24 protein-coding genes are annotated in these 24,590 nt (G+C 71.1%); 13 read left to right on the top strand and 11 right to left on the bottom strand.

The annotated features are described in order from the left end of the window. Nucleotides 1-69: 69 nt before the first annotated feature. Entirely contained in the window at nt 70-558 is a 489-nt protein-coding gene (gene greA / locus EDF19_RS02665) for a transcription elongation factor GreA (RefSeq protein ID WP_123679370.1), read from the bottom strand. 71 nt (nt 559-629) lie between these two features. Then, nucleotides 630-1,121 (bottom strand): DUF4307 domain-containing protein, encoded by a 492-nt coding sequence (locus tag EDF19_RS02660; RefSeq protein WP_185022637.1) that lies wholly within the window; start codon nt 1,119-1,121, stop codon nt 630-632. A 19-nt stretch (nt 1,122-1,140) separates the two neighbouring features. On the opposite strand from EDF19_RS02660, the gene mca reads away from it, so the two are divergent. Both mca and EDF19_RS02650 read left to right on the top strand, forming a co-directional pair. Further along, nucleotides 1,141-2,031, top strand: a complete 891-nt coding sequence (gene mca, locus EDF19_RS02655; RefSeq protein ID WP_185022636.1) for a mycothiol conjugate amidase Mca — start codon at nt 1,141-1,143, stop codon at nt 2,029-2,031. After that, entirely contained in the window at nt 2,028-2,333 is a 306-nt protein-coding gene (locus EDF19_RS02650) for a hypothetical protein (RefSeq protein WP_123679369.1), read from the top strand. Before mca ends, EDF19_RS02650 begins: the two co-directional genes overlap by 4 nt. A 107-nt stretch (nt 2,334-2,440) precedes the next feature. Here EDF19_RS02650 and EDF19_RS02645 read toward each other — a convergent pair whose 3' ends face one another. Continuing rightward, entirely contained in the window at nt 2,441-3,148 is a 708-nt protein-coding gene (locus tag EDF19_RS02645; protein ID WP_260216863.1) for a hemolysin III family protein, read from the bottom strand. Nucleotides 3,149-3,244: 96 nt separating this feature from the next. On the opposite strand from EDF19_RS02645, the gene EDF19_RS02640 reads away from it, so the two are divergent. The 3 genes from EDF19_RS02640 to EDF19_RS02625 all read left to right on the top strand — a co-directional run bounded on the left by EDF19_RS02640 (nt 3,245) and on the right by EDF19_RS02625 (nt 7,473). Continuing rightward, a complete protein-coding gene (locus EDF19_RS02640; protein ID WP_185022635.1) occupies nt 3,245-4,030 on the top strand; it encodes an isoprenyl transferase in 786 nt (261 codons plus the stop codon). Nucleotides 4,031-4,246: 216 nt separating this feature from the next. Then, nucleotides 4,247-5,356 carry an aminotransferase class V-fold PLP-dependent enzyme gene (locus EDF19_RS02630; RefSeq protein WP_123679365.1) on the top strand — a complete coding sequence of 370 codons (1,110 nt, stop codon included), beginning with the start codon at nt 4,247-4,249 and terminating at the stop codon, nt 5,354-5,356. A gap of 749 nt (nt 5,357-6,105) precedes the next feature. Continuing rightward, a complete protein-coding gene (locus tag EDF19_RS02625) occupies nt 6,106-7,473 on the top strand; it encodes a PhoH family protein (RefSeq protein WP_260216958.1) in 1,368 nt (455 codons plus the stop codon). Between the two features lie 171 nt (nt 7,474-7,644). Here the strand turns inward: EDF19_RS02625 and EDF19_RS02620 are convergent, their stop codons facing one another. The 4 genes from EDF19_RS02620 to EDF19_RS02605 all read right to left on the bottom strand — a co-directional run bounded on the left by EDF19_RS02620 (nt 7,645) and on the right by EDF19_RS02605 (nt 10,810). Beyond that, on the bottom strand, nt 7,645-9,048 hold the full coding sequence (locus tag EDF19_RS02620; RefSeq protein WP_123679895.1) for a class II fumarate hydratase: 1,404 nt from the start codon (nt 9,046-9,048) through the stop codon (nt 7,645-7,647). 161 nt (nt 9,049-9,209) lie between these two features. Next, entirely contained in the window at nt 9,210-9,824 is a 615-nt protein-coding gene (locus EDF19_RS02615; RefSeq protein WP_221180607.1) for a carbonic anhydrase, read from the bottom strand. Between the two features lie 108 nt (nt 9,825-9,932). Continuing rightward, nucleotides 9,933-10,568, bottom strand: coding sequence for a DUF4245 domain-containing protein (locus EDF19_RS02610; protein ID WP_123679364.1), 636 nt, complete (start codon nt 10,566-10,568; stop codon nt 9,933-9,935). After that, nucleotides 10,565-10,810, bottom strand: a complete 246-nt coding sequence (locus EDF19_RS02605) for an exodeoxyribonuclease VII small subunit (protein WP_123679363.1) — start codon at nt 10,808-10,810, stop codon at nt 10,565-10,567. Before EDF19_RS02605 ends, EDF19_RS02610 begins: the two co-directional genes overlap by 4 nt. Before the next feature lie 81 nt (nt 10,811-10,891). On the opposite strand from EDF19_RS02605, the gene EDF19_RS02600 reads away from it, so the two are divergent. After that, complete coding sequence (locus EDF19_RS02600) at nt 10,892-11,665, top strand: alpha/beta hydrolase (protein WP_123679362.1); 774 nt, start codon at nt 10,892-10,894, stop codon at nt 11,663-11,665. A 12-nt stretch (nt 11,666-11,677) separates the two neighbouring features. Here EDF19_RS02600 and xseA read toward each other — a convergent pair whose 3' ends face one another. Next, the gene (gene xseA, locus EDF19_RS02595) at nt 11,678-12,913 is read right to left on the bottom strand and encodes an exodeoxyribonuclease VII large subunit (RefSeq protein ID WP_123679361.1); all 1,236 of its coding nucleotides are present in this window, start codon (nt 12,911-12,913) and stop codon (nt 11,678-11,680) included. Between the two features lie 125 nt (nt 12,914-13,038). Between xseA and EDF19_RS02590 the strand changes: the two genes are divergently transcribed. Then, nucleotides 13,039-14,103 carry a 4-hydroxy-3-methylbut-2-enyl diphosphate reductase gene (locus tag EDF19_RS02590; protein ID WP_395859382.1) on the top strand — a complete coding sequence of 355 codons (1,065 nt, stop codon included), beginning with the start codon at nt 13,039-13,041 and terminating at the stop codon, nt 14,101-14,103. Then, nucleotides 14,100-14,813: a DUF6264 family protein gene (locus EDF19_RS02585; protein ID WP_123679360.1), complete on the top strand. Its 714-nt coding sequence runs from the start codon at nt 14,100-14,102 to the stop codon at nt 14,811-14,813. Before EDF19_RS02590 ends, EDF19_RS02585 begins: the two co-directional genes overlap by 4 nt. Before the next feature lie 425 nt (nt 14,814-15,238). On the opposite strand, the gene EDF19_RS02580 is transcribed toward EDF19_RS02585, so the two are convergent. Together EDF19_RS02580 and fbaA are read right to left on the bottom strand one after the other, a co-directional pair. Next, the gene (locus EDF19_RS02580) at nt 15,239-16,498 is read right to left on the bottom strand and encodes a M18 family aminopeptidase (RefSeq protein WP_123679359.1); all 1,260 of its coding nucleotides are present in this window, start codon (nt 16,496-16,498) and stop codon (nt 15,239-15,241) included. Nucleotides 16,499-16,602: 104 nt separating this feature from the next. Continuing rightward, on the bottom strand, nt 16,603-17,631 hold the full coding sequence (gene fbaA, locus EDF19_RS02575; protein ID WP_123679358.1) for a class II fructose-bisphosphate aldolase: 1,029 nt from the start codon (nt 17,629-17,631) through the stop codon (nt 16,603-16,605). An 85-nt stretch (nt 17,632-17,716) separates the two neighbouring features. Between fbaA and glpX the strand changes: the two genes are divergently transcribed. Then, nucleotides 17,717-18,706: a class II fructose-bisphosphatase gene (gene glpX / locus EDF19_RS02570; protein ID WP_123679357.1), complete on the top strand. Its 990-nt coding sequence runs from the start codon at nt 17,717-17,719 to the stop codon at nt 18,704-18,706. A 4-nt stretch (nt 18,707-18,710) separates the two neighbouring features. Here the strand turns inward: glpX and EDF19_RS02565 are convergent, their stop codons facing one another. Further along, nucleotides 18,711-19,973 carry a DNA recombination protein RmuC gene (locus EDF19_RS02565; RefSeq protein WP_123679356.1) on the bottom strand — a complete coding sequence of 421 codons (1,263 nt, stop codon included), beginning with the start codon at nt 19,971-19,973 and terminating at the stop codon, nt 18,711-18,713. Nucleotides 19,974-20,130: 157 nt separating this feature from the next. Between EDF19_RS02565 and iolC the strand changes: the two genes are divergently transcribed. Genes iolC through iolB form a run of 4 tightly spaced genes read left to right on the top strand, consistent with a single transcriptional unit; the run spans nt 20,131 to nt 24,578 of the window. Beyond that, the gene (gene iolC, locus EDF19_RS02560; RefSeq protein WP_123679355.1) at nt 20,131-21,141 is read left to right on the top strand and encodes a 5-dehydro-2-deoxygluconokinase; all 1,011 of its coding nucleotides are present in this window, start codon (nt 20,131-20,133) and stop codon (nt 21,139-21,141) included. Further along, a complete protein-coding gene (locus tag EDF19_RS02555) occupies nt 21,134-22,123 on the top strand; it encodes a class I fructose-bisphosphate aldolase (protein WP_123679354.1) in 990 nt (329 codons plus the stop codon). Before iolC ends, EDF19_RS02555 begins: the two co-directional genes overlap by 8 nt. After that, nucleotides 22,120-23,631, top strand: coding sequence for a CoA-acylating methylmalonate-semialdehyde dehydrogenase (locus EDF19_RS02550; RefSeq protein ID WP_123679353.1), 1,512 nt, complete (start codon nt 22,120-22,122; stop codon nt 23,629-23,631). Before EDF19_RS02555 ends, EDF19_RS02550 begins: the two co-directional genes overlap by 4 nt. Nucleotides 23,632-23,639: 8 nt before the next feature. Beyond that, nucleotides 23,640-24,578 carry a 5-deoxy-glucuronate isomerase gene (gene iolB / locus EDF19_RS02545; protein WP_123679352.1) on the top strand — a complete coding sequence of 313 codons (939 nt, stop codon included), beginning with the start codon at nt 23,640-23,642 and terminating at the stop codon, nt 24,576-24,578. Nucleotides 24,579-24,590: the final 12 nt, after the last annotated feature.

Below are 24,590 nucleotides of genomic sequence, written 5' to 3'. Positions count from 1 at the left end.
CCCACGACGGACGGGAGGCCCGCGGCGAACTCGCCACGGGCCTCCCGTCCGACTGCAGTGCTGCCGTGCCTACGGCTCGTAGCGCTCGATCTTGACGACCTCGACCGCGATCTCCTTGCCGTTCGGGGCCGTGTAGGTGGCCTTGTCGCCGGCCTTGAGCCCGACGATCGCAGCACCGACGGGGCTGACCGGGCTGTAGACCGTGAGGTCCGAGCCCTCGGCGACGATCTCGCGGCTGCCGACCAGGAAGGTCGACTCGTCACCCGCGATGACCGCGGTGACGACCGTGCCGGGCTCGACCGTGCCGTCGAACACCGCTTCGCTGACGGTGGCGTGCTTCAGGAGCTCGGTGAGGACGCGGATGCGGGCCTCGATCTTGCCCTGCTCGTCCTTCGCGGCGTGGTAGCCGCCGTTCTCCTTGAGGTCGCCCTCTTCGCGCGCGGCCTCGATGCGGCGCGCGATCTCGGCACGGCCCTCGCCGCTCAGCTCGTCGAGCTCCGCCTTGAGGCGGTCGTGCGCCTCTTGGGTCAGCCAGGTGACCTGCGTGTCGTTGCTCATGTTCTGTCCCTTCGACCATGAAAAAACGAGACCGGCCGAGTGGTCGGTCTCGAAAGGCGAATCACAACAGTCTAGGGAACCCAGCAGTCGTGGATCAAGCCGGTCACACCACGGGTCGTCGTCGTCACCTCGGTGCTCACGCTGCGGGTGCGCTGCTCGGACGCGGCCAACGTGATCTCCTTCCAGCCGACGATCGAGTAGCTCTTGTCGAGGACCTGCACGGCGCACTTCGCCCGGTTGCCGGGGTCGACGGAGACCTGCGAGTGCACCACGGTGCTGTGCGCGGAGAGCACCTGGTAGCCGACGTCGTCCGTGGAGAGTCCCCGGTCGGACTGGTCGAGTCCGGCCCAGATCACCCAGGCGGCGAAGACCACGACGACCGCGATCGCGGCGGTGATCGCGATGAAGCGGCTGCGGCGCGCTCGGCCCGGCGTGCGGCCGTACCGGTCGTCGAGGGTGGCGGTGTGGTGCTGTTCGGACAGTTCGGGGCTCCCGGGGTGGATATCCTGATCCCAGGGTAGTTCACGCGAGGCTGTGTGCTGCCCGCGTCCGACGCCGCTCACCCGCAGTGAGGAACCCCACGTGCCGTACCGTCTGCTGGCAGTCCATGCCCACCCCGACGACGAGTCGAGCAAGGGGGCGGCGACCGCGGCGAAGTACGTGGCCGACGGCAACGAGGTGCTGGTCGTCTCCTGCACCGGCGGCGAGGCCGGCGACATCCTCAACGACCACCTCGGCGAGCCGGCGACGAGCCGTGCGCACCGTGACATGGCCGGGTACCGCCGCACCGAGATGGCCGCCGCGCAGGCAGCCCTCGGCATCGACCACGTGTGGCTCGGCTACCACGACTCCGGTCTGCCCGACGCCGAGAAGGGCGAGACGGTCCGCCCTGGCACCTTCTCGACCGTGCCGCTGGAGTACAGCACCGAGGCACTCGTCCGGGTGATCCGCCGGTTCCGTCCGCACGTGCTCGTCACCTACGACGAGAACGGCGGCTACCCGCACCCCGACCACATCCGTACGCACGAGGTGTCCGTCGCCGCGTGGTCAGCCGCCGCCGACCCGGACGCGTACCCGGACGCCGGTGCCCCGTGGTCGATCGCGAAGCTCTACTACGAGCGCACCATGAACCCCCGTCGGTTCCGTGCCTTCTACGACGCCCTGCGCGAGCGCGACGCCGACAGCCCGCTCGTCGAGCAGCTGCGCGAGTGGGTCGAGCGGTTCGCCGACCGGCCGGACCTCGCGACCACCCACGTCGACGTGCACGAGTACTTCGACCACCGCGACGCCGCACTCCGCGCGCACGCCAGTCAGGTGCCGCCGGACAGCCCCTTCTTCTACTGGCCGAACGACCTCCTCGCGACGGTCTGGCCGACCGAGGACTACCAGCTCGTGGAGGCCCGCGTGCCGACCGAGCTCCCGGAGACCGATCTGTTCGCCGGGATCCCTGCCGACAAGGAACCCACCGCGTGAGCACCATCGCGGCGGCACTCGCCGCCACCCCCAGTCCCAGCCCCTCGGTCGTCCCGGACGTCGACGTCACCCCCGGGGTCGTCGGCTTCATCGCGATCGCGCTCGTGGCCATCGCGACGATCTTCCTGGTCATCGACATGACCCGTCGCATCCGCCGGACCCGGTACCGGTCCGAGATCCGCGAGCGTCTCGAGGCAGAGGCGAACGGCACGGCGGTCGACCCTCCGGCGACGGACGAGCCGCAGCGGCGGGCGGCCGAGGACGGCCGAGCCGACGTCGGGGACGACACCGAACGCGGTTGACGTGACCTGCTGAGGGCCGGGAGGCGCGGTGCCGGCTGGCACCGCGCCTCCCGGCCGTCGACGCATCGCGTCCTCGGGCCCGTACCGCGCACCGCGCGTCGGGCCGGTCAGCGCACGGGGTCCAAGGCGACGATGAGCACGCCCACCCACTGCGCGCCGAAGGCGACGACCGTCAGGGCGTGGAACACCTCGTGGAACCCGAACTGCGTCGGGATCGGGTTCGGACGCTTGAAGCCGTAGACCAGCGCACCGACGATGTACGCGACGCCGCCGGAGAGGATCAGGACCGTCATCGGCACGCTCGCCTCGAAGAACTGCGGCAGCAGCCCGAGCGCAGCGCACCCGAGGACCAGGTAGATCGGCACGTAGAGCCACCGCGGGGCGCCGATCCACAGCACCCGGAACGCGATGCCGAGCGCAGCGCCCGACCACATCACCCAGAGCACGACGACCATGAGCGTGTGTGGCAACGCGCAGATCGCGATCGGCGTGTACGTCCCCGCGATGAGCAGCAGGATGTTCGTGTGGTCGATGCGCTTCAGCACGGCCTTCACCGTCGGCCCCCACGGGAACCGGTGGTACGTCGCCGAGACGCCGAACATCGCCAGCGACGTCGCCATGAACACGGCGCTGCCGACCTTCGCCGCGGTGCTGTCCGACAGCGCGATGAGCACGATGCCCATCGCGACGGCGAACGGGAACGCGCCGAGGTGGATCCAGCCGCGCCAGGCCGGGCGGGGTTCCGGGGTGCTCGTCGCGGCCTCTTCGGTGAACGGGACGTGGGGGAGGGTGTCGGTCTCGTGCTCGTCCTGCATGCCCCCGACCATAAGCCCCGCGGCCGAACGGATGCCACGAGTTCTGGGGGAAGCACGTTCGGGCGCCTCGGATGGACGGTGCACTACGCTCGGTGCGTGACCGGCAGGGTGGGATGGGCAGGACGAGGGATCCTCTACCGCGCCTACCAGAGCCGGATCCGCCGCCAGATCGAGGGCGCAGCGAAGCCGAAGCACGTCGCCATGATCGTGGACGGCAACCGCCGCTGGGCCAAGCAGCTCGGGCTCGAGTCCGCCGCGCACGGCCACCGCGCCGGCGCCGCGAAGATCCCCGAGTTCCTGACGTGGTGCGACGAGCTCGGCATCGAGGTCGTGACGCTCTACCTGCTCTCCGCCGACAACCTGACGGGTCGCGGGGGCGAGGAGCTCGAGGAGCTCGTCGGGATCATCGCCGACCTCGCCGGGGTCCTCGCCGACAACCGTGACTGGCGCGTGCAGCACGTCGGGTCGAACGAGGGGCTGCCGGCCTCGCTGGTCTCCGCGCTCGAGCAGGCCGAGGAACGCACCGCCGGACGGACGGGCCTGCACATCAACCTCGCGGTCGGGTACGGCGGGCGACGCGAGATCGCCGACGCCATGCGCAGCATCGTCGAGGCGCACGGCGCGGGTGGCGGCACGATCGACACCCTGGCCGAGGTCCTGACCCCCGAGCTCATCGGCGACCACCTGTACACACAGGGCCAGCCGGACCCCGACCTGGTGATCCGGACCTCGGGCGAGCAGCGGCTGTCGGACTTCATGCTGTGGCAGAGCGCACACAGCGAGTTCTACTTCGTCGAGGCGCTCTACCCGGACCTGCGCGAGGTCGACTTCCTCCGGGCCGTCCGCGACTTCGGACTCCGGTCGCGTCGCTTCGGCGGCTGAGGGGCGCGCCGGCACGCGGCGCGCTGGCACGCGGCGCGCTGGCACGCGGCGCGCTGGCACGCGGCACGCGGCACGCGGCACGCGGCACGCGTCGCCGTCGTTGAGGCCCGTCGCCGTCGGAGGCGCGCGCCGCGCAGCCAGGTCACGCACTGGTTCGTCGGCAGAACCCGAGTCCCAGTAGGCTCACAGGGTTCGACCCCCGAAAGGTGCACCACTGTGAACATCGACGAGTACGCCGCCGGCTTCGCCGAAGACCCCGGCTACCTCGACCACGCTGCGTTCGGCCCCGTGCAGACCGCCGTGCTCGAGGAACAGCGCGTGCTCGGCACCATCCAGGAGCACATGCGCTTCGGCGCGATGGAGACCCTCGACGAACAGGACGCCCGTGTCCGCACCGTCGCCGCTCGGCTCGTCGGCCGCCGCGAGGACCAGGTCGTGTCGCAGAGCGCCACCACCCCGGGCCTGCTGCACACCGCCTTCGGCCTGACCGGCGGCGTGCTGGTGGCCGCCGACGAGTACCCGTCGCTGCCGCTCGCGCTGGCGAGTGCCGCATCCGCCACCGGCGGCCGGGTCCAGCCCGTCGTCATCGAGTCAGGTGCCGGCTGGATGACCCCGTCGCTCATCCGTGAGCGCCTGACCGACGAGGTCACGGCGGTCGCGGTGTCCCTGGTCGACTGGCGCACCGGGTACCTCGCCGACCTCGCCGCCATCCGCGAGGTCATCGGCGACCGGCTGCTCATCGTCGACGCGATCCAGGGCTTCGGTGTCGTCGACGCCCCGTACGAGGTCGCCGACGTCGTCGCCACCGGTGGTCAGAAGTGGCTGCACGCCGGGTGGGGCACCGGCTTCACCGCGTTCAGCGACCGCGCGTTGAACCGCCTGCGTCCGGCGCTCTCCGGTCCGCACGGCACGACCGGGTGGCCCGTCGACGTGCCCTCCGTCCGTCCGGGTGCTGCCGGGTTCCAGATGACCCGCATCGACCCGGTGTCGCAGGCGCGGATGGCCGTGTCCCTCGACCGGCTCACCGCGGTCGGCGTCGCAGCGGTGCAGGAGCGCGTGTCCGAGCGGGTCGAGCGGGTCTTCGCGATCGCGGACGAGTTCGGCCTCGAGGTCGAGTCCAGCCGCGACCCGGCCGAGCGCGCTGGCATCGTCGTGCTCCGGCCGATGCAGGACCGTCTGACGGCGCTCTCCGCCTCGTTCCACAACCACGGGGTCACGGCCACGACGCGGCTCGGGGTCGCGCGGGTGTCGGTGTTCGCGTCCACGACGGACGAGACCCTGGACATGTTCCGCGACGCCTGCGTCTCGTACGCCACGATGCAGTAGCAGCGGCTGGTGTCGCGCGTCCGCGTCCCCGTCCCGCGAGCCCGTCCGCGTCCCGCGAGCCCGTCCGCGTCCTGCGAGCCCGTCCGCGTCCGCGTCCGCGGCCCGCGAGCGGTCACGACACCCCGCTCACGTCCGCCGAGTGGTCACCACCTGTCGGCTGGCGGCGTCGCAGCCGACGGTTCGTGACCGGTCGACGCTGCGCGCGCGACGGTTCGTGACCAGCTGACGGCCTGGAGGCATGGTGCCAGGCCGCCACGGGCCTCCCCTCCGCAGCCCGCGAGCGGTCACGACACCCCGCTCACGTCCGCCGAGTGGTCACCACCTGTCGGCTGGCGGCGTCGCAGCCGACGGTTCGTGACCAGTCGACGCTGCGCGCGCGACGATTCGCGACCAACTGACGGCCTGGAGGCACGGTGCCAGGCCGCCACGGGCCTCCCCTCCGCAGCCCGCGAGCGTTCACGACACCCCGCTCACGTCCGCCGAGTGGTCACCACCTGTCGGCTGGCGGCGTCGCAGCCGACGGTTCGTGACCACTCGGCGCCAGCGCCGCGCGCGGCGTCGCGAGCCGGAGTCACGTTGTTCACGTGACCGTAATACGCGAAACCGCGTGTCGCTGGCGGGGTGTCAGAGGCCGGACGTACGTTGTCCCCATCGGGCACCGCGCCCGATCGAAGCGGCCACAGTCGGTGCTTCGGGACCGCTCCGTGGCCGCGTTCGAGGACAAGGACCGGGCCTGTTGCGGCCCGGGGATGGAGTGGGTCGTGACCTCTCAGAACGTCTCTCGCGGAACACAGCAGCAGCACACCGCGGACTCGTCCACATCGGTCGCCCAGCGCACGTACGTGCTCGACACATCGGTGCTCCTCAGCGATCCGCGGGCTCTCTTCCGCTTCGCCGAGCACGCCGTGGTCCTGCCCGTGGTGGTCGTCAGCGAACTCGAATCGAAGCGCAACGACCCGGAGATCGGGTACTTCGCCCGCCAGGCCCTGCGGCTGCTGGACGAACTGCGCATCGAACACGAACGGCTCGACTTCCCGATCGCGATCGGCGACGGCGGCTCGTTCCGCGTCGAACTGAACCACTCCAACCAGTCCGTCCTGCCGTCGGGGCTGCAGCTCGGCGACAACGACTCCCGCATCCTCGCCGTCGCCTCGAACCTCAAGAACGACGGACTCGACGTCGTCGTGGTCTCGAAGGACCTGCCCCTGCGCGTCAAGGCATCGTCTATCGGCATGGCGGCGGAGGAGTACCGCGCCGAACTCGCGGTCGACTCCGGCTACACCGGCATCGCCGACCTGCAGGTCTCCGGCGAGCAGATGTCCGACCTGTACGAGAAGGAGGAGATCCGGTCCGTCCAGCTCGACGGGGTGCCGGTCAACACCGGGGTCGTCATCCACTCGGAGCGCGGCTCGGCCCTCGGCCGGGTGCACACCGCCGGTGCCGTCGCCCTGGTGCGCGGCGACCGCGAGGTCTTCGGGCTCCGCGGCCGGTCCGCCGAACAGCGGCTCGCGATCGACGCCCTGCTCGACTCCGAGATCGGGATCGTCTCCCTCGGCGGCAGCGCCGGCACGGGCAAGTCGGCCCTCGCCCTCTGCGCCGGGCTCGAAGCGGTGCTGGAGCGCCAGCAGCACAAGAAGATCATGGTGTTCCGGCCGCTGTACGCGGTCGGCGGGCAGGACCTCGGCTTCCTGCCCGGCGACGCCGGCGAGAAGATGAACCCGTGGGCGCAGGCGGTCTACGACACCCTCGGATCGGTGGTGTCCGACAACGTCCTCGACGAGGTGATCGAACGCGGGCTCATCGAGGTGCTCCCGCTCACGCACATCCGCGGTCGGTCGCTGCACGACGCCTTCGTGATCGTCGACGAGGCCCAGTCGCTCGAACGGAACGTGCTGCTCACCATGCTCTCGCGCATCGGGCAGAACTCCCGCGTCGTGCTCACCCACGACGTCGCGCAGCGCGACAACCTGCGGGTCGGACGGCACGACGGCATCGCATCGGTGATCGAGCGCCTGAAGGGCCACCCGCTGTTCGCCCACGTCACGCTGACGCGGTCGGAGCGGTCCGCGATCGCGGCGCTGGTGACGGACCTGCTGGACTCGCCCGACCTGGTGTAGGGCGGGCGCTGGCCGGATTTCGCGCTCACCGACAGGTCACGCGCCTCCGGGCGCGTGACCTGTCGTTCAGCGCGTGAGGCGGGTCGAGTCGCCCATCAGACGGGCGGGAGGCCCGGTGCCAGCTGGCACCGGGCCTCCCGTCCGTCCTGGGGGCGCGTCAGGAGCGTCGCGCTAGTTCGGGTGGGTCATGCTCAGCACGTCGAGGGCCGCGTCGAGCTGCTCCTCGGTGACCTCACCACGCTCGACGTGTCCGAGGGCGACGACCGCCTGGCGGACCGTGATCCCCTCGGCGACGGCGTACTTCGCGACCTTGGCAGCCGCTTCGTAGCCGATGACCCGGTTGAGCGGCGTGACGATCGACGGCGAGGACTCCGCGAAGGCACGGGCTCGCTCGAGGTTCGCCTGGAGGCCGTCGATGGTCTTGTCCGCGAGGACCCGCGAGCTGTTCGCCAGCAGACGGATCGACTCGAGCAGTGCCGTGCCCATCACCGGGATGGCGACGTTCAGCTCGAAGGCACCGGAGGCACCGGCCCAGGCGATGGTGGCGTCGTTGCCGATGACCCGGGCGCCGACCATCAGCGTGGCCTCCGGGATCACCGGGTTGACCTTGCCGGGCATGATCGAGGACCCCGGCTGCAGGTCCGGGATGTGGAGCTCGCCGAGGCCGGTGTTCGGGCCCGACCCCATCCAGCGCAGGTCGTTGTTGATCTTGGTCAGGCTCACCGCGAGCACCTTGAGCGCACCGGAGGCCTCGACCAGGGCATCGCGCGCGCCCTGCGCCTCGAAGTGGTCGACCGCCTCGGTGATCGGCAGGCCGGTGTCGCTCGCAAGCTGGGCGATGACGCGCTGCGGGAAGCCCGTCGGGGTGTTGATGCCGGTACCCACCGCGGTGCCGCCGAGCGGGACCTCGGCGACACGGGGGAGGGTCGCGGTGACGCGCTCGATGCCCAGTCGGATCTGCCGCGCGTAGCCGCCGAACTCCTGCCCGAGGGTGACCGGCGTGGCGTCCATCAGGTGGGTGCGGCCGGACTTCACGGCGTCGGCCCAGAGCGTCGCCTTGGCCTCGAGCGACTCGGCGAGGTGCTCGAGCGCCGGCACGAGCGTGCGGATGAGCGCCTCGGTCACGGCGACGTGCACCGAGGTCGGGAAGACGTCGTTCGAGGACTGCGACGCGTTGACGTGGTCGTTCGGGTGCACGGCCGAGCCCGCGATGTCCGAGGCCAGGGTCGCCAGGACCTCGTTCATGTTCATGTTCGACGACGTGCCGCTGCCCGTCTGGTAGACGTCGACCGGGAACTGGTCGTGGTGCGCGCCGCCGATGATCAGGTCCGCCGCCTGCGCGACGGCGTCCGCCACGGCCGGCTCGACGATGCCGAGCTCACCGTTCACGATCGCGGCTGCACGCTTGATGCGGGCGAGTGCCACGATCTGCGCCGACTCGAGCCCGGTGCCCGAGATGGGGAAGTTCTCCACCGCGCGCTGGGTCTGGGCACGGTAGAGCGCCGACTTCGGCACCCGCACCTCGCCCATGGTGTCGTGCTCGATGCGGAACTCGGTCTCGGTGGTGTCGGTCACGTCGTCGTGGTCCTTCCTGGGGTGCTCGCCGGACGCGGTCGCGTCGGGGGACTGCGGCGGCACACGAGGTGTCCGTTGGTCACGGAACCGGCGCCGGGCGTCGCGTTCGACTGTACCGGTGCGGCCGGGGGAGGACATGCGGCGTGGCCACCGCCGAAGCGTCAGGCGGTGCCGACGACCGTGTCGATCGTGACCTCGCCGGTCCCGAGGTCGTAGGTCGCGCCGACGACGGCCAGCCGGCCCTCGGCGATCGCGTCGGACACCGCGCCGGAGCGCTCGATCACCTGACGGAGCGTGGCCTCGAGGTGTGCGGCACCGATCGACTCCTGCGGCAGCTCGGCGTCGGTGGCACGGACCTTCTCGACGCTCGGGGCGATGGCGTCCACGAGGGCCTGCAGGTGCGGTGCGGGCACTGGCTCACCGGAGCGAGCGGCGGCGACGGCCCCGCACTTGGTGTGGCGGAGTACCACCACCAGCGGGGTGCCGAGGGCGACGACGGCGAACTCGATCGAGCCGAGCACGACGTCGTCGACGATCTGACCCGCGTTGCGGATGGCGAAGAGGTCACCGATGCCGGCGTCGAACACGTGCTCGAACGGCACGCGGGAGTCCGAGCAGCCGAGGACCGTCGCGAAGGGCGCCTGCGAGCCCTCGAGCTCGGTGCGACGGTCGGGGTCCGTCCGGCCCATGCGGCGCTTGTCGGCGGCGAAGCGGGCGTTGCCGTCGACGAGCAGACGAAGGGCGTCGGACGGGGTGGAGGCGGCGCGGTCGGGCATGGGGCTCCTCGGATCGGGTCAGGGTCGGGGTGCGAGTGCGAGTGCGAGTGCGAGTGCGAGTGCGAGTGCGGGTGCGAGTGCGGGTGCGAGTGCGGGTGCTGGGGACTGCTAGCCGGCCAGCTGCTTCGACACGGCCGTCGCGACCGTGCGGAAGGAGGCGTCGTCGGCGGTACCGGAGAGCACGATCGTGTTCTCGCCGAACGTCGTCACGAGTGAGTACGCGTGGTTCTCGGCGTCGTCGCCCTCGGCCCGTCGGTCGTAGACGGTCCACTTCGTGCCGGCGAGCGTGCGGGTGCCGGTCGCCGGGTGCTGCTCGAGCTGGTTCGCCACCCAGGAGTCGTTCGCACCGATGCCCTGCTGCATGCCGACGTACTGCTTGTCGGGCGTGAGGAACCCGACGGTCCAGACGTCGACGCCGTCGGAGGTCTTGTCGGTGAAGTCCGCCCGGTTCGCCGAGAAGCCGTCGGGCAGCGCCGGTGCGGCGAGCGTGGCGTCGCCGACGTGGGCCTTCGCCGCGATCTGCTGGTAGTCGACGGTGCGGTCCACCGTGGCGTCGGGTCGGACCACGACGGCGACGAGGAACAGCACGATGCCGAGCGACGCGATGAGCGCGATGACGAGGTTGAACGCCGTCTGGTGCTGCCGCCGCGCGGTGCGTGCGGCGTCCTTGCGGGCCCAGGTCTCCTCAGCCGTCTCGGGGCGGCCGAGCTCGGCGACGATCGGGCGGCCGTTCGGGTCGGTCATCGAGCGGAGCCGTCCTCGGTCGCGGAGGCCGCGCGGGCGGCGTCGAGCCGTGCACGGGCACCGACGAGCCACTCTTCGCAGCGGGCGGCGAGGGCCTCACCGCGTTCCCAGAGGGACAGCGAGCGCTCGAGGGTCGCCGACCCCTGCTCGAGCTCGCTCACGACGCGCACGAGTTCGTCACGGGCCGCTTCGTAGCTCAGCGACTGGACGTCGGTCTGCTCGGGTTCCTGCTGGGATGGCACGACTCGATCTTACCGAGCGCCCACCGACGCACGGTCGACGCCGGTGCGCCTGTGGAGAACGAGCGCCGGTAGGGTCGCGCCATGACGGATCTCCCCGACGGTGTGGACTGGTACCCGGCTCCGCGACAGCAGCCCGACGACGACGGGGACCGCCCCATCGCGCTCGTCCTGCCGGGCGGCGGCTACCAGGCCCACGCACCCCACGAGGGCGAGGGCTACGCCCGCTGGCTGAACACCCTCGGTATCGACGCCGTCGTCTTCGCGTACCCGATCGCACCGCACCGGCACCCGGACGCCGTGGTGGCGACCAGGACGCTCCTCCGCGACCTGCGTGCCGGACGTGCCCCGGGCCTCCCGTCCGCTGCCCGCGTCCTGCTGGTCGGCTCGTCGGCGGGCGGCCACCTCGCCGCCCTCGTCTCGAACGCGCCGACGCCGGACGAACGCGCCGTGTCGGAGGTCGACGACCGACCCGACCTGACCCTGCTCTGCTACCCGGTGGTCTCGATGACCGACCACCAGCACCGGGGGAGTGCGGACAACCTGCTCGGTCCTGGTGCGTCGGTGTGGGCGCAGGGTGCACTCGACGCCGAGCTCATGGTCGACGAAGCGACGTCGCCGACGTTCCTCTGGCACACCGCTGAGGACCCCTCGGTGCACGTCACGCACTCGCTGCGCTACGGACAGGCGCTCGCGCGGCACGCGGTGCCCTTCGAGCTGCACGTCTTCGAGCGGGGCGCGCACGGGATCGGGCTGGCCGAGGGGATCGGGACCGCTGCCGCGTGGCCTGGCGTCGCCGAACGCTGGCTCCGCGACCGGGGCTGGCTCCGCGAAGCGCACGCCCCGGCGGGACCCTGACCGGCAGGACCGTCAGGACCCGTCCGGCCCCGGTCCGTCCGGCTCGAGCGTCCCGGTCGCGGTGCCGGCGCCGAGCGTCACGTGGACCGGCGTCTGCCCCGCCAGGTCGTCCGACGAGCGGACCACGCCACCGTCCGAGCGCTGCACGATCGCGTAGCCCCGCCGCAACGTGTCGCGCGGTGAGAGGGCACGGAGTCGTGCGGTCAGGTGCCCGACCTCGGCGTGCCCGCGTTCGAGCCGACGGTCCAGGAGCTCGCGCGACCGGGACAGGTCACGGGCGATCTCCTCGGCGCGGGTGTCGACGAGCCAGGCCGTCGAGGCGAGCGCCGGCCGGGACCGCAGCGACGCGATCCGGTCCGCCTCGACCGACAGGGTGTGGGACAGGCGGAGCCCGAGCCGCGCGCGGGCCTGCCGGACGTTGGCGAGTTCCTCGGCGACGTCGGGCACCACGCGCTTCGCGGCGTCGGTCGGGGTGGAGGCGCGGAGGTCGGCGACCTCGTCGAGGATCGGCCGGTCGGCCTCGTGTCCGATCGCGGACACGATGGGGGTCGACGCCGCGGCCGCCGCCCGGACGAGGCCTTCGTCGCTGAACCCGAGCAGGTTCTGGAAGTCGCCACCACCACGGGCGACGATGATCACGTCGACCTCGGGGTCGGCGTCGAGCTCGAGGATCGCCGCGGTGACCTCGCTCACGGTCCGGTCGCCCTGCACGGCGGTGTGCACGGTGCGGAACTCGACCTGCGGCCAGCGGAGCTGCGCGTTGCGCTTGACGTCCTTCTCGGCGTCGGAGTCCTTGCCGGTGATGAGTCCGATCCGGTGCGGCAGGAACGGCAGACGCTGCTTGCGCGCGGGGTCGAACAGCCCTTCCTCAGCCAGGGTGCGGCGGAGTCGCTCGAGTCGTTCGAGCAGGTCACCGAGACCGACGTGCTTCATCTCGACCACCTGCATGGTGAGCGAGCCGCCCTTGACCCAGTAGTTCGGCTTGACGGCCGCGACCACGCGGTCGCCCTGTTTGATGTCCGCCGGCACCCGGGAGCGCACGCTGGACCAGATCGAGAACGACACCGTGGCGTCGACCTCGACGTCCTTGAGCTTGCCGTAGACGTTGCCGCCGGCGACGTTCCACTGGGTGATCTCGCCCTCGACCCAGGCGGTGCCGAGCCGGTCGATCCAGTCGCGGAGCTTCGCGCCCAGGAGCGCGACCGGCCACGGGTTGTCGGCCGTCGGCGGGCCCTGTTCGATCGCCATGCAAGCTCCTTGTCGTGCCGGAGGTCCATCGTGCCCGAGACCGGTGACAGCGGGCGACCGGCGGTTGTCCACAGCTGCTCCGTGCGCCCAGGTCGTGCGCGTCCGGCTCACCTATCATCGGGGACGTGACGATCACCAACGGCCACACGGTCCCGCTCGCCCCGCCGCGGGTGCACGCGGCGCGCGGTCGACTGCGCGACGAGCCGGTCGCCGGCACGAAGAAGGTGCTGCTCGCGGCGCCGCGCGGGTACTGCGCCGGGGTCGACCGGGCGGTCGTCGCGGTCGAGAAAGCACTCGAGCAGTACGGCGAACCGGTCTACGTCCGGAAGCAGATCGTCCACAACGTGCACGTCGTGTCGACGCTCGAGCAGCGCGGCGCGGTCTTCGTCGACGACGTGGCCGAGGTCCCGCGCGGATCCCACGTCGTCTTCAGCGCGCACGGTGTCTCGCCCGCGGTCGTCGCCGGCGCCGCGGATCGCGACCTGCACGCGATCGACGCCACCTGCCCCCTCGTCACGAAGGTCCACCGCGAGGCGACCCGGTTCGCGAAGGCGGAGCGCACGATCATCCTCATCGGCCACACCGGTCACGAAGAGGTCGAGGGCACGATGGGCCACGCCCCGGACCGCACGATCCTGGTCAACGGGCCGGAGGACGTCGCGGCCCTGCAGGTCCCCGACCCCGACAACCTCGTCTGGCTGTCGCAGACCACGCTGAGCGTCGACGAGACGATGGAGACGGTGCGCCTGCTGCGCGAGAAGTTCCCCGCGATCGAGAACCCGCCCTCGGACGACATCTGCTACGCCACGCAGAACCGCCAGGTCGCGATCAAGAAGGTCGCTCCGGCAGCGGATCTCGTGATCGTCGTCGGGTCCGCCAACTCGTCGAACAGCGTCCGCCTGGTCGAGGTCGCGCTGGAGCACGGCGCGAAGGCCGCGCACCGCGTCGACTACGCGGAGGAGATCCGGCAGGAGTGGCTCGACGGCGTCAGCACCGTGGGGGTCACGAGCGGCGCGTCCGTGCCGGAGGAACTCGTGGCCGAGGTCCTCGAACAGCTCGCCGACGCCGGGTACGGTGCGGTCGAGGAAGTCGTCACCGCCCACGAAGACCTGATGTTCTCGCTCCCCAAGGAGCTCCGCACCGACGCGTCGGGCAACCCGACGCGCGCGCTCGGCGGGCGGCGCTCGTGAGCGGCGCGGACGGCTGGGGCTCGGTGCCGGCTCGTGAGCCGGGTCACGTCCCCGACGACGGCACCGCCGGCCAGGAGGCCCGGGGCGTCTCCCTGACGAAGGCCGACAGCGGTGCGGACGGCCGGGTCCACGGCCGTCCCGCACCCGCGTACGGCGAGTACGCGCCGGAGGGCTGGGTGAACCCGGTCCTCGTCGAGCAGGAACGACAGGAGCGCGAGCGCGAGTCGCGGGCGCTCCGCGAGCAGGCGGCGACCGATGCGGTGCGCGACGCCCGCTCGTCGGGCCGCGGTCGACCGGGTGCGCCCACGAACGGTGCCCGCGCGGTGCCGCGGAGCCGGTTCGGCAAGACGCCGGCCGACTTCGTCCTGACCGTCGGGCTGCTCGCGTTCGGGCTGGTCTCGGTCGTGCAGTCGCTCGCCGTCGGGGACGTCGCGTCCACGGTGCGTCGCACCCTCGAGACGCAGTACACGGCGCTGAACGACCCGAGTGCACTGAGCGGTGCCGCGGCGGTCGGGGCGATCGCCAACGTCGTGGTGTTCGCACTCGTCGCGTGGTGGTCGATCCGCCGGCTCCGGGCGCGCAAGCGGACCTTCTGGGTGCCGGTGCTCGGCGCGGTCGTGGCGACGGTGGTGAGCACGGTCGCGTTCGTCGTCGTGGTGTTCCAGGACCCGCAGTTCGTCGAGTTCATGATGCGCCAGGCCGGCGGCTGACCGTCTGATCGCCTGACCGCTGACCGCCCGGCTGCTCGCGGCGCTGGCATCCGCGCGTCGAGTGGTCGCAACACGCCGCACTCCCGTCGTCGAGCGGTCACGAAGTGTCGTCCGGCACCGGCGCGACCGGCAGTTCTTGACCACTCGGCCCTGCGCGTGCGGGGAGTCGAGAACTCTCGGCAGCCCGTCCGTTGGCAAGTCGCGGTGCCGGTGCCCTTCCGGCGATCGTCGTCAGCCTCGCGGGCGCGCGCAGCAGCCACTGCCGAGTGGTCGCAACACGCCGCGGGCCCGCTGTCGAGTGGTCACGAAGTGTCGTCCGGCACCGGCGCGACCGACAGTTCGTGACCACTCGGCCCTGCGCGCGCGGGGAGTCGAGACCACCCCAGCCGGGCTGGGTCAGCCGGGCTGGATCCGCCGGCCAGGGCTCAGCCGGCCAGGAACGCAGCCACGGCGCCGTGCAGTGATGCCAGGTCGTCGACGTGCACGAGCTCCCGGACCGAGTGCATCGACAGCAGCCCGACGCCGATGTCGATCGTCGGGATCCCGAGCCGGGTCGCCGCGATCGGGCCGATGGTCGAGCCGCCGGGGATCGTGTTCACGTTGACGAACGGCTGCCACGGCACGCCGGCGGTCTCGCACGCGGCGGCCCAGACGGCTTCGCCCTTCGCCTCGGTCATGTAGCGCTGGTTCGCGCTGATCTTCAGCAGCGGGCCGGCTCCCGGGCGCGGGCGGTTCGTCGGGTCGTGCTTCTCCGGCTGGTTCGGGTGCACGAGGTGTCCGGCGTCGCTCGACAGCAGCCACGAGGCGCGGAAAGCCCGAGCAGCCTCGGAGCGGGTGGCGCCGAGGCCCTCCTGCACACGGCCGAGGACGTCCTCGAGGAACGGTCCGCCCGCACCCGACGGGGTGGAGGACCCGATCTCCTCGTGGTCGAAGGCCGCGAACACCGGGATGTGGTCGCCGTCGGTGGGGGCGTCCACGATGCCGCGGAGCCCGGCGTGCACGCTCGTCAGGTTGTCCATCCGGCCCGACGCCAGGAACTCGCTCTCGATGCCGATGCGGGCGGGGGCCTGGGTGTCGGCCAGGAAGAGGTCCCACGAGACTGCGTCGTCTCCGAGGCGAGCGCGCAACCACTCCACGACCGGTGCCCCTCCGGCGTCGCCGTCCACCCCGACGATCGGCAGCGTGTGGCGTTGGCGGTCGATCTCCTTGCCGTCGTTCACCCCACGGTCGAGGTGGATCGCGAGGTTCGGGATGCGGGCGACGGCGTCGGTGCTGACCAGCCGGACCGTGCCGTCGGCGTCGACGACCCGGCCGGCGATGCGCAGGTCGCGGTCGAACCACGTGGACAGGAGCGCCCCGCCGTAGACCTCGACGTTCAGCTGCTCCCAGCCGCCGGTGCGGACGCCGGGGTTCGGCTTGATGCGGAACCCGGGGGAGTCGGTGTGCGCGCCGAGGATCCGGAACGGGGTCGTCGGGGTCGCCACGTCGGGCAGGCGCCACGCGATCACCGCGCCGTCACGGACCACCACGTAGGCGCCGGCCTCGGTCGGCCAGGCGTCGAGCTCGGAGAGCTCGGTGAACCCGGCGGCGACGAGCCGGTCCCGTGCGGCCGCTGCCGCGTGGAACGCGGTCGGCGACTCGGTGACGAACTGGGCGAACTCGGAGGCGATGGCGTCGACGGTCACCCGCCCATCGTGGCATGTGGTGCAGGTGACCGGACGCAGAACGGGGCACGTCCGTCGGACGTGCCCCGTTCCTCCAGGCCCGAGATCCGGACCGGTCGACCTGATCAGCCCTTGGTGTTGCCGGCCGAACCGAGGACCTTCGCGGCCTCGCCCACGCGGGCGGCCATCGCGGTCTCGGCGACCTTGCCCCAGGCGCGCGGGTCGTACTGCTTCTTGTTGCCGACCTCGCCGTCGATCTTCAGGACGCCCTCGTAGTTCGTGAACATCGAACCGGCGATCGAGCGCGTGAACGCGTACTGCGTGTCGGTGTCGATGTTCATCTTGATGACGCCGTTGCGGACGGCCTCGTGGATCTCGTCGTCGGTCGAGCCGGAGCCACCGTGGAAGACGAGGTCGAGGGGGTTCTCGCCGGTGCCGTGCTTCGCGGCGACCGATGCCTGGATCTCGCCGAGGAGCTCGGGGCGGAGCTTGACGCCCCCCGGCTTGTAGACGCCGTGCACGTTGCCGAAGGTGAGGGCGGCGATCCAGCGGCCCGCGTCGCCGAGGCCGAGCGCGTCGACGACGTTCTCGACGTCGTTCGGGGTCGTGTAGAGCGCGTCGTTCGTGCCCTCGTGCTCGACACCGTCCTCCTCGCCGCCGACGACGCCGATCTCGACCTCGAGGATGGCGTTGATGTTGCGGGTCTTCTCGAGCATCGTCTTCGCGATCTCGATGTTCTCGTCGAGCGGCACGGCCGAGCCGTCCCACATGTGCGACTGGAAGATCGGGTTGCGACCAGCCCGGACCTCTTCCTCGCTCGCTGCGATCAGCGGCAGGACGAAGCCGTCGAGGGCGTCCTTGGGGCAGTGGTCGGTGTGGAGGGCGACCGTGATGTCGTAGTTCTTGGCGACCTCGTGGGCGAACTTCGCCATCGCGAGGGCGCCGGCGGCGCGGTTCTTGATGGTGTGGCCCGCGAAGTAGTCGGCACCACCCGTCGTGACCTGGAGGATGCCGTCGGAGCCGGCCTCCTGCAGACCCTGGAGGACCGCGTTGATGGTCTGTGACGACGACACGTTGACGGCGGGGTACGCGAACTTGCCCGCCTTCGCGCGTTCGATCATCTCGGCGTACTGGTCCGGCGTTGCGATGGGCACTGGTATCTCCTTCGACGTGGTGGTGTCCTCGCCGATCGTAGTCAGCCCCCCTGGAGTGTGACGCGACCGCGGGTAGGCTCGGGTCGTGACTCCCACCACTGAGACCGGTTCCCTGTTCCTCCAGCCCGACCGCAACCTGGCGCTCGAGCTCGTGCGTGCGACCGAGGCGGCGGCGATCCGAGCGCAGCCGTGGGTCGGACGTGGTGAGAAGAACCTCGCGGACGGCGCAGCGGTGGACGCGATGCGGAAGTTCCTCGGCACGGTGAACTTCGACGGCGTCGTCGTCATCGGTGAGGGCGAGAAGGACAACGCGCCGATGCTCTACAACGGCGAGCACGTCGGCAACGGCCACGGCCCGGCCTGCGACATCGCGGTCGACCCGATCGACGGCACCTCGCTCACCGCAGCCGGGCGCCAGAACGCCATCTCCGTGATGGCCGTCTCGGACCGCGGCTCGATGTACGACCCGAGCGCGGTGTTCTACATGGACAAGATCGCCGCCGGCCCCGAGGGCCGCGGGGTCCTCGACCTCGAGAAGCCGATCGGCGACAACATCCGCGCGCTGGCGAAGGCGAAGGGCAAGGACCTCGAGGACATGGTCGTCGCCGTGCTCGACCGCCCGCGCCACGACGAGCTCATCCGCGCGATCCGTGCGACGGGCGCCGGGACGCGTCTGCTGCTCGACGGCGACGTCGCCGGTGGCATCGCCGCTGCCCTGCCCGGCTCGACGATCGACATGTGCGTCGGCGTCGGCGGCACCCCGGAGGGCATCATCACGGCCTGCGCGATCAAGGCGCTCGGCGGTGTGATCCTCGGCAAGCTGCAGCCGAAGGACGACGAGGAGCGCCAGAAGGCGATCGACGCCGGTCATGACCTGGACAAGGTCCTGGACCAGGACGACCTGGTCACGGGTGACAACACGTTCTTCGTCGCCACCGGCGTCACCGACGGCGTCCTGGTCGACGGTGTCCGTCGCTCGCGCGGCGTCATCCACACGGACTCGCTCGTGCTGCGGTCCCGCTCGAACACCATCCGCCGGATCCAGGCGGACCACCGCGCCGAGAAGTGGTTCTAGGCCGCTAGTCGTCCTCGACGGCGCCGACGAGTTCCGGCGCCGTCAGCAGTCGCGGCTCGTCCTCGATCGAGGACGGGTCCGCGATGACCTTCGACTCGTCGAGCAGGGACAGGCGACGGGCACTCGGCAGCACCTGCCGTTCGAGCGACCCCACGAACCGGTTGTAGTCGACGACGGACCCACGGATCGAGCGCCCGAGCTTGTCGACGTGCCCGGCCATGGTGGACAGGCGACCGTAGAGCTCGCGGGAGACCCGGAAGAGCTCGTGGGCCTCTTGCGAGACGACGTCCTGCTGCCACGAGAACGCGACGGTCTTCAGCACCGACCACAGGGTCACGGGGGAGGCCAGTGCGACGCGCTTCCGGAAGGCGTGGTCGAGCAGCCCGGGATCGGCGGCGAGGGCGCTGGCGATGAGGGACTCGGACGGGATGAACGCGACGGTGAGCTCGGGGGAGGCGTCGTAGCCCGACCAGTACTCGCGCGCCGCGAGGGCGTCGACGTGTGCTCGAAGGGCCTTGACGTGCTGCGCCATCAGCTCTGACCGCCGTGCCCCCTCGGCGCCCACGGCCGACGCCGGGATCTCCATCGCCTGCAGGTAGGCGCTGAACGGCACCTTGGCGTCGACGGCGATGCTCTTGCCGCCGGGCAGGTGCACGATCATGTCCGGCCGGGCCGTGCCAACCGACGTCGTCACCTGGGACTGGACGTCGAAGTCGACCCGTTCGAGGAGCCCCGCCGCCTCGACCACGTTGCGCAGCTGGGTCTCGCCCCACACCCCGCGGGTGCTGTTGGCGGACAGCGCGCTCGCGAGGGTCTCGGCCGTGGCGCGCAGACGTTCCTCGGACTCGGCGGCGGATCGCAGCTGCGCGGACAGCGCGCCGTACTGCTCGCTGCGGGCCTGTTCGAGCTCGGCGATCTTGGCGCGCATGACGTCGAGCGTCTGGGCGACAGGGCTGAGCGCGGACAGGACCTTGGACTCGTTCTGGTTCCGGGCGGAGTCCGCGCCGTGCATGCGCTGCACGAGGTGCTCGAGCTCGGCGGACCGCCGCTCGAGCGAGTCGACCTGTCGGCGGTACTGGGTGTCCTGCGCGTCGAGTCGTTCCTCGGCGTCGCGACGGACCTCGTCCAGGCGCGAGCGGAGCGCCTCGGCGCTCGCGCGCGCGGACGCCGCGTCGACGCCGGCGCGCGAGCGGGCGAGCGACCAGGCGACGACCGCACCGACGGCGACGCCGATCACGAGACCGATGACCAGGGCGAGGATCTGCATGTCGTGACCTTGGCAGGACCCACCGACACCGCGCCTCCAGGCCTGGCAGGGCGACCGCCCACCGGACCGCCGGAACCATGTCATGACATTAGGGCAAACACGGTGTACAGTCGTGATCGTCCGCCGATGAAGCCGCACGGAAGGTCCCCCGCGTCGCATGACGAACCAAGCTCCCCACGCCTACGACGTGATCACGATGGGACGCGTCAGCGTCGACATCTACCCCCAGCAGACCGGGCCCCTCGAAGACGTCTCGACGTTCTCGAAGTCCGTCGGCGGCAGCGCCACGAACGTCGCCATCGCCGCCGCCCGCCACGGTGCGGACGCCGCGGTCATCACCCGCACCGGCAACGACCCGTTCGGCCGGTACATCGCCCGCACCCTGCCGGAGTTCGGCGTCGCGAACGACTTCGTCGAGACGGTCGCGGGGCTGAACACCCCCGTCGCCTTCTGCGAGATCTTCCCGCCGGACGACTTCCCGCTGTACTTCTACCGGGCCCCGAAGGCGCCGGACCTGATGATCACGGCGAAGTCGCTGCCGCTGCACGAGATCGAGCGCGCGAAGATCTTCTGGACCACGGTGACCGGCCTGAGCGAGGAGCCGAGCCGGCAGGCGCACCACGTGGCGTACGAAGCGCGCACAGCCGCGCAGAACAGCACGAAGACGCACACCGTGCTGGACCTGGACTACCGCTCGATGTTCTGGTCGAGCCCCGAGGCCGCGACGCGCGAGGTCGCCGTCGCCCTCGAGCACGCCACGGTCGCCGTCGGCAACCGCGAGGAGTGCGAGGTCGCCGTGGGTGAGACCGACCCGGTCCGCGCCGCCGACGCCCTGCTCGAGCGCGGGGTGGAGATCGCCATCGTCAAGCAGGGCCCCAAGGGCGTGCTGGCGAAGACCCGCGACGAGTTCGTCGAGTTCCGCCCGCACCACATCGACGTCGTCAACGGCCTCGGCTCGGGCGACGGCTTCGGCGGTGCGCTGACCCACGGCCTGCTGCAGGGCTGGGGCCTCGAGCGGATCCTCGCCTTCTGCAACGCCGCCGGCGCCATCGTCGCGACCCGGTTCGAGTGCTCGACCGCGATGCCGACGAGCGACGAGATCGAGCAGTTCCTGACCGACAACCCGGCCGAGGGCACGACCAGCACCGAGGAGAAGGCCCATGCCTGAGATCAGCCCCGCTGACTTCCAGCGCCTCCGGGACATCCGCGCCGGACAGCCCGACCTGGTGCAGGCGACGCTCGACGCCCGCCGCAAGCGCTCCCTGCTCGCCGACGACGGCAAGCTCTTCATCGTGGCCGCAGACCACCCGGCCCGCGGGGCGCTGGCGGTCCGCGACGACGAGTCCGCGATGGCCGACCGCTACGACCTGCTCGAACGGCTCGTCACGGCACTCGGGCGGCCCGGGGTCGACGGGGTGCTCGGGACGCCGGACATCCTCGAGGACCTGGCCCTGCTCGGTGCCCTCGACGGCAAGGTCGTCGTCGGGTCGATGAACCGCGGCGGTCTGCGCGGCGCGACGTTCGAGATGGACGACCGGTACACGGCGTACTCGGCTCGGGCGATCAAGGACTCGGGGCTCGACTTCGCGAAGCTCCTGGTGCGCATCGCGCTCGAGGACGCCGGCACCGCCCCGACGCTCGAGGCCACGGCCCGCGCCGTCAGCGAGGCCGCTGCACTGCAGCTGCCGATCATGCTCGAGCCGTTCATGTCCTCGTGGCAGGACGGCCGGGTCGTGAACGACCTGACCGCCGACGCCGTGATCAGCTCGATGGCGATCGCCGCGGGTCTCGGCGAGTCCAGCGCCTACAGCTGGCTGAAGATCCCGGTCGTCGACGACATGGAGCGGGTGATGGCGGCGACGACGCTGCCGACGCTGCTGCTCGGTGGCGACCCGGCTTCACGGCCCCTGGAGACGTACGCGAAGTGGGCCGACGCCCTGGCGCTCCCCGGTGTCCGCGGCCTGGTCGTCGGACGCACCCTGCTCTACCCGCCGGACGGCGACGTCGCCGCCGCCGTCGACGTGGCCGCCGGCCTCGTCCACAGCCGGGAGGCCCGGGGCGGGTTCCCCACAGATGTCCACGACCCAGCCGCGCGGCTCGAGGGCGCCACCACCATGGACACGTCCATCTCGGAAGGAACGAACGCATGACGCTCACCGACACGACCACCACCACCGTCGGACACTGGATCGACGGGGCGCACGTCCCCTCGCGCTCCGGCAACACCGCGCCCGTGTACGACCCGGCCCTCGGTGTCGCGACGAAGCAGGTCGCCCTGGCGAACGAGGACGAGATCCAGGCCGCGATCGCGAGCGCCAAGGCCGCGTTCCCGAAGTGGAGCAACCTGTCCCTGTCGAAGCGCCAGCATATCCTGTTCTCGTTCCGCGAGATCCTGAACCGCGACAAGGGCGAGCTCGCCGAGATCATCACGAGCGAGCACGGCAAGGTCATCGACGACGCCCTCGGTGAGATCGCCCGTGGGCAAGAGGTCGTGGAGCTCGCGACGAACATCCCGAGCCTGATGAAGGGCGAGTTCTCCGACCAGGTCTCGACCGGCATCGACGTGTACTCGATCCGTCAGCCGCTCGGCGTCGTGGGCATCATCAGCCCCTTCAACTTCCCGGCGATGGTGCCGCTGTGGTTCCTGCCGATCGCGATCGCCGCGGGCAACACCGTCGTGCTGAAGCCATCCGAGAAGGACCCGAGCGCCGCCATCTGGCTCGCGTCGAAGTTCAAGGAAGCCGGCCTCCCCGACGGCGTCTTCAACGTCCTCAACGGCGACAAGCTGAGCGTCGACGGGCTCCTCACCAGCCCGGACGTCGAGTCCATCTCGTTCGTCGGCTCCACGCCGATCGCGCAGTACGTCTACGAGACCGGCACGAAGCACGGCAAGCGCGTGCAGGCCCTCGGCGGTGCGAAGAACCACATGCTCGTCCTGCCGGACGCGGACCTCGACCTGGTCGCGGACAACGCCATCAACGCGGGCTTCGGCTCCGCCGGTGAGCGCTGCATGGCGATCTCGGTCGTCGTCGCCGTCGAGCCCGTCGCCGACGAGCTCATCCAGAAGATCACGGAGCGTGCGGCCACCCTGCGCATCGGCGACGGGCGTCGCGGATGCGACATGGGCCCGCTCGTCACGAAGCAGCACCGTGACAAGGTCGCCTCGTACATCGAGGTCGCAGAGCAGGACGGTGCGGTCGTCGTGGTGGACGGCCGCACCGTCCGACCCGACGGCGACGAGAACGGCTTCTGGCTGGGCCCGACGCTGATCGACCAGGTGCCCACCACGAGCCGCGTCTACACCGAGGAGATCTTCGGTCCGGTGCTGAGCGTCGTGCGGGTCGCCACCTACGAAGAGGGCCTCGAGCTCATCAACTCCGGCGCGTACGGCAACGGCACGGCCATCTTCACCAACGACGGTGGCGCAGCCCGTCGGTTCCAGCGCGACGTGCAGGTCGGCATGATCGGCATCAACGTCCCGATCCCCGTGCCGGTCGCGTACTACTCGTTCGGTGGGTGGAAGAACTCGCTGTTCGGCGACCACAAGGCGTACGGCGCCGACGGCGTCAGCTTCTTCACCCGGCAGAAGGCGATCACGAGCCGTTGGCTCGACCCGTCGCACGGCGGCATCAACCTCGGCTTCCCGTCGAACAACTGACGCGCAGCATGACGAACGAACAGCGCCAGCACGACAGCTGGTTCAACCCGAAGGGCAGCCGGCCGGAGGCGGGCTGGACCGACGTCATCGACGGCCGCGTCGCGGGGTGGGCGCACACCGGGCTCCGCACCGGCACCCTGTCGGACGGTGACCCGACCGGCACACGCGAGTTGCGCCTCCCGGCCGACGCCGTGGAGCGCATCGTCGTGCCGCTCGCCGGGAGCTTCCACGTGACCTACGCGGGCGCTGCCGGCGACGGCGAGCAGGCCCTGGAAGGACGCGCGAGCGTCTTCGAGGGCCCCACCGACGTCCTGTACCTGGGGTCCGGCTCGGCGGCGACCATCACCGGAACGGGACGACTCGCGGTCGCCGAGGCACCCACCGACAGCGTCAAGCCGACGACGTACGTGGCCCGCCAGGACGTCCCCGTGGAGCTCCGCGGTGCCGGTCAGTCGAGCCGACAGGTGCACAACTTCGGCACCCCGGCCGCGCTCGACGCAGTCAAGTTCATCGTGTGCGAGGTGATCACGCCGGCCGGCAACTGGTCGTCGTACCCGTCGCACAAGCACGACACGAACGTGCCGGGCGAGGAGTCGAACCTCGAGGAGATCTACTACTACGAGGCAGCGGTCTCCCGCGGTCTCGAGGGGATCGCCCCGGAAGCCGCCGACCCGTTCGCGCTGCACCGGACCTACGCGTCGGACGACCGCCCGATCGACGAGTTCCGTCAGGTGCGCACGGGCGACGTCGCCCTGGTGCCGTACGGATGGCACGGTCCCGCCGTCGCCGCGCCGGGTTACGACATGTACTACCTGAACGTGATGGCCGGGCCCGACCCGGAGCGCGTCTGGAACATCACCGACGACCCGGCCCACGGGTGGGTCCGTCAGGCGTGGGCATCGGAATCGATCGACCCGCGACTGCCCTACGAAAGGAAGCAGGCGTGACCCCCACGCGGA

The sequence above is a fragment of the Curtobacterium sp. PhB115 genome (assembly GCF_003752025.1).
GTDB lineage: Bacteria > Actinomycetota > Actinomycetes > Actinomycetales > Microbacteriaceae > Curtobacterium.
This window is presented reverse-complemented; position numbering and strand designations above follow the sequence as displayed.

Coding starts and splice junctions, on each gene's coding strand:
- greA (WP_123679370.1), bottom strand. CDS start 558: ATGAGCAACGACACGCAGGTCACCTGGCTGACCCAAGAGGCGCACGAC.
- EDF19_RS02645 (WP_260216863.1), bottom strand. CDS start 3,148: ATGCAGGACGAGCACGAGACCGACACCCTCCCCCACGTCCCGTTCACC.
- EDF19_RS02625 (WP_260216958.1), top strand. CDS start 6,106: ATGGAGTGGGTCGTGACCTCTCAGAACGTCTCTCGCGGAACACAGCAG.
- EDF19_RS02615 (WP_221180607.1), bottom strand. CDS start 9,824: ATGCCCGACCGCGCCGCCTCCACCCCGTCCGACGCCCTTCGTCTGCTC.
- EDF19_RS02610 (WP_123679364.1), bottom strand. CDS start 10,568: ATGACCGACCCGAACGGCCGCCCGATCGTCGCCGAGCTCGGCCGCCCC.
- EDF19_RS02600 (WP_123679362.1), top strand. CDS start 10,892: ATGACGGATCTCCCCGACGGTGTGGACTGGTACCCGGCTCCGCGACAG.
- xseA (WP_123679361.1), bottom strand. CDS start 12,913: ATGGCGATCGAACAGGGCCCGCCGACGGCCGACAACCCGTGGCCGGTC.
- EDF19_RS02565 (WP_123679356.1), bottom strand. CDS start 19,973: ATGCAGATCCTCGCCCTGGTCATCGGTCTCGTGATCGGCGTCGCCGTC.
- iolC (WP_123679355.1), top strand. CDS start 20,131: ATGACGAACCAAGCTCCCCACGCCTACGACGTGATCACGATGGGACGC.
- EDF19_RS02555 (WP_123679354.1), top strand. CDS start 21,134: ATGCCTGAGATCAGCCCCGCTGACTTCCAGCGCCTCCGGGACATCCGC.
- EDF19_RS02550 (WP_123679353.1), top strand. CDS start 22,120: ATGACGCTCACCGACACGACCACCACCACCGTCGGACACTGGATCGAC.
- iolB (WP_123679352.1), top strand. CDS start 23,640: ATGACGAACGAACAGCGCCAGCACGACAGCTGGTTCAACCCGAAGGGC.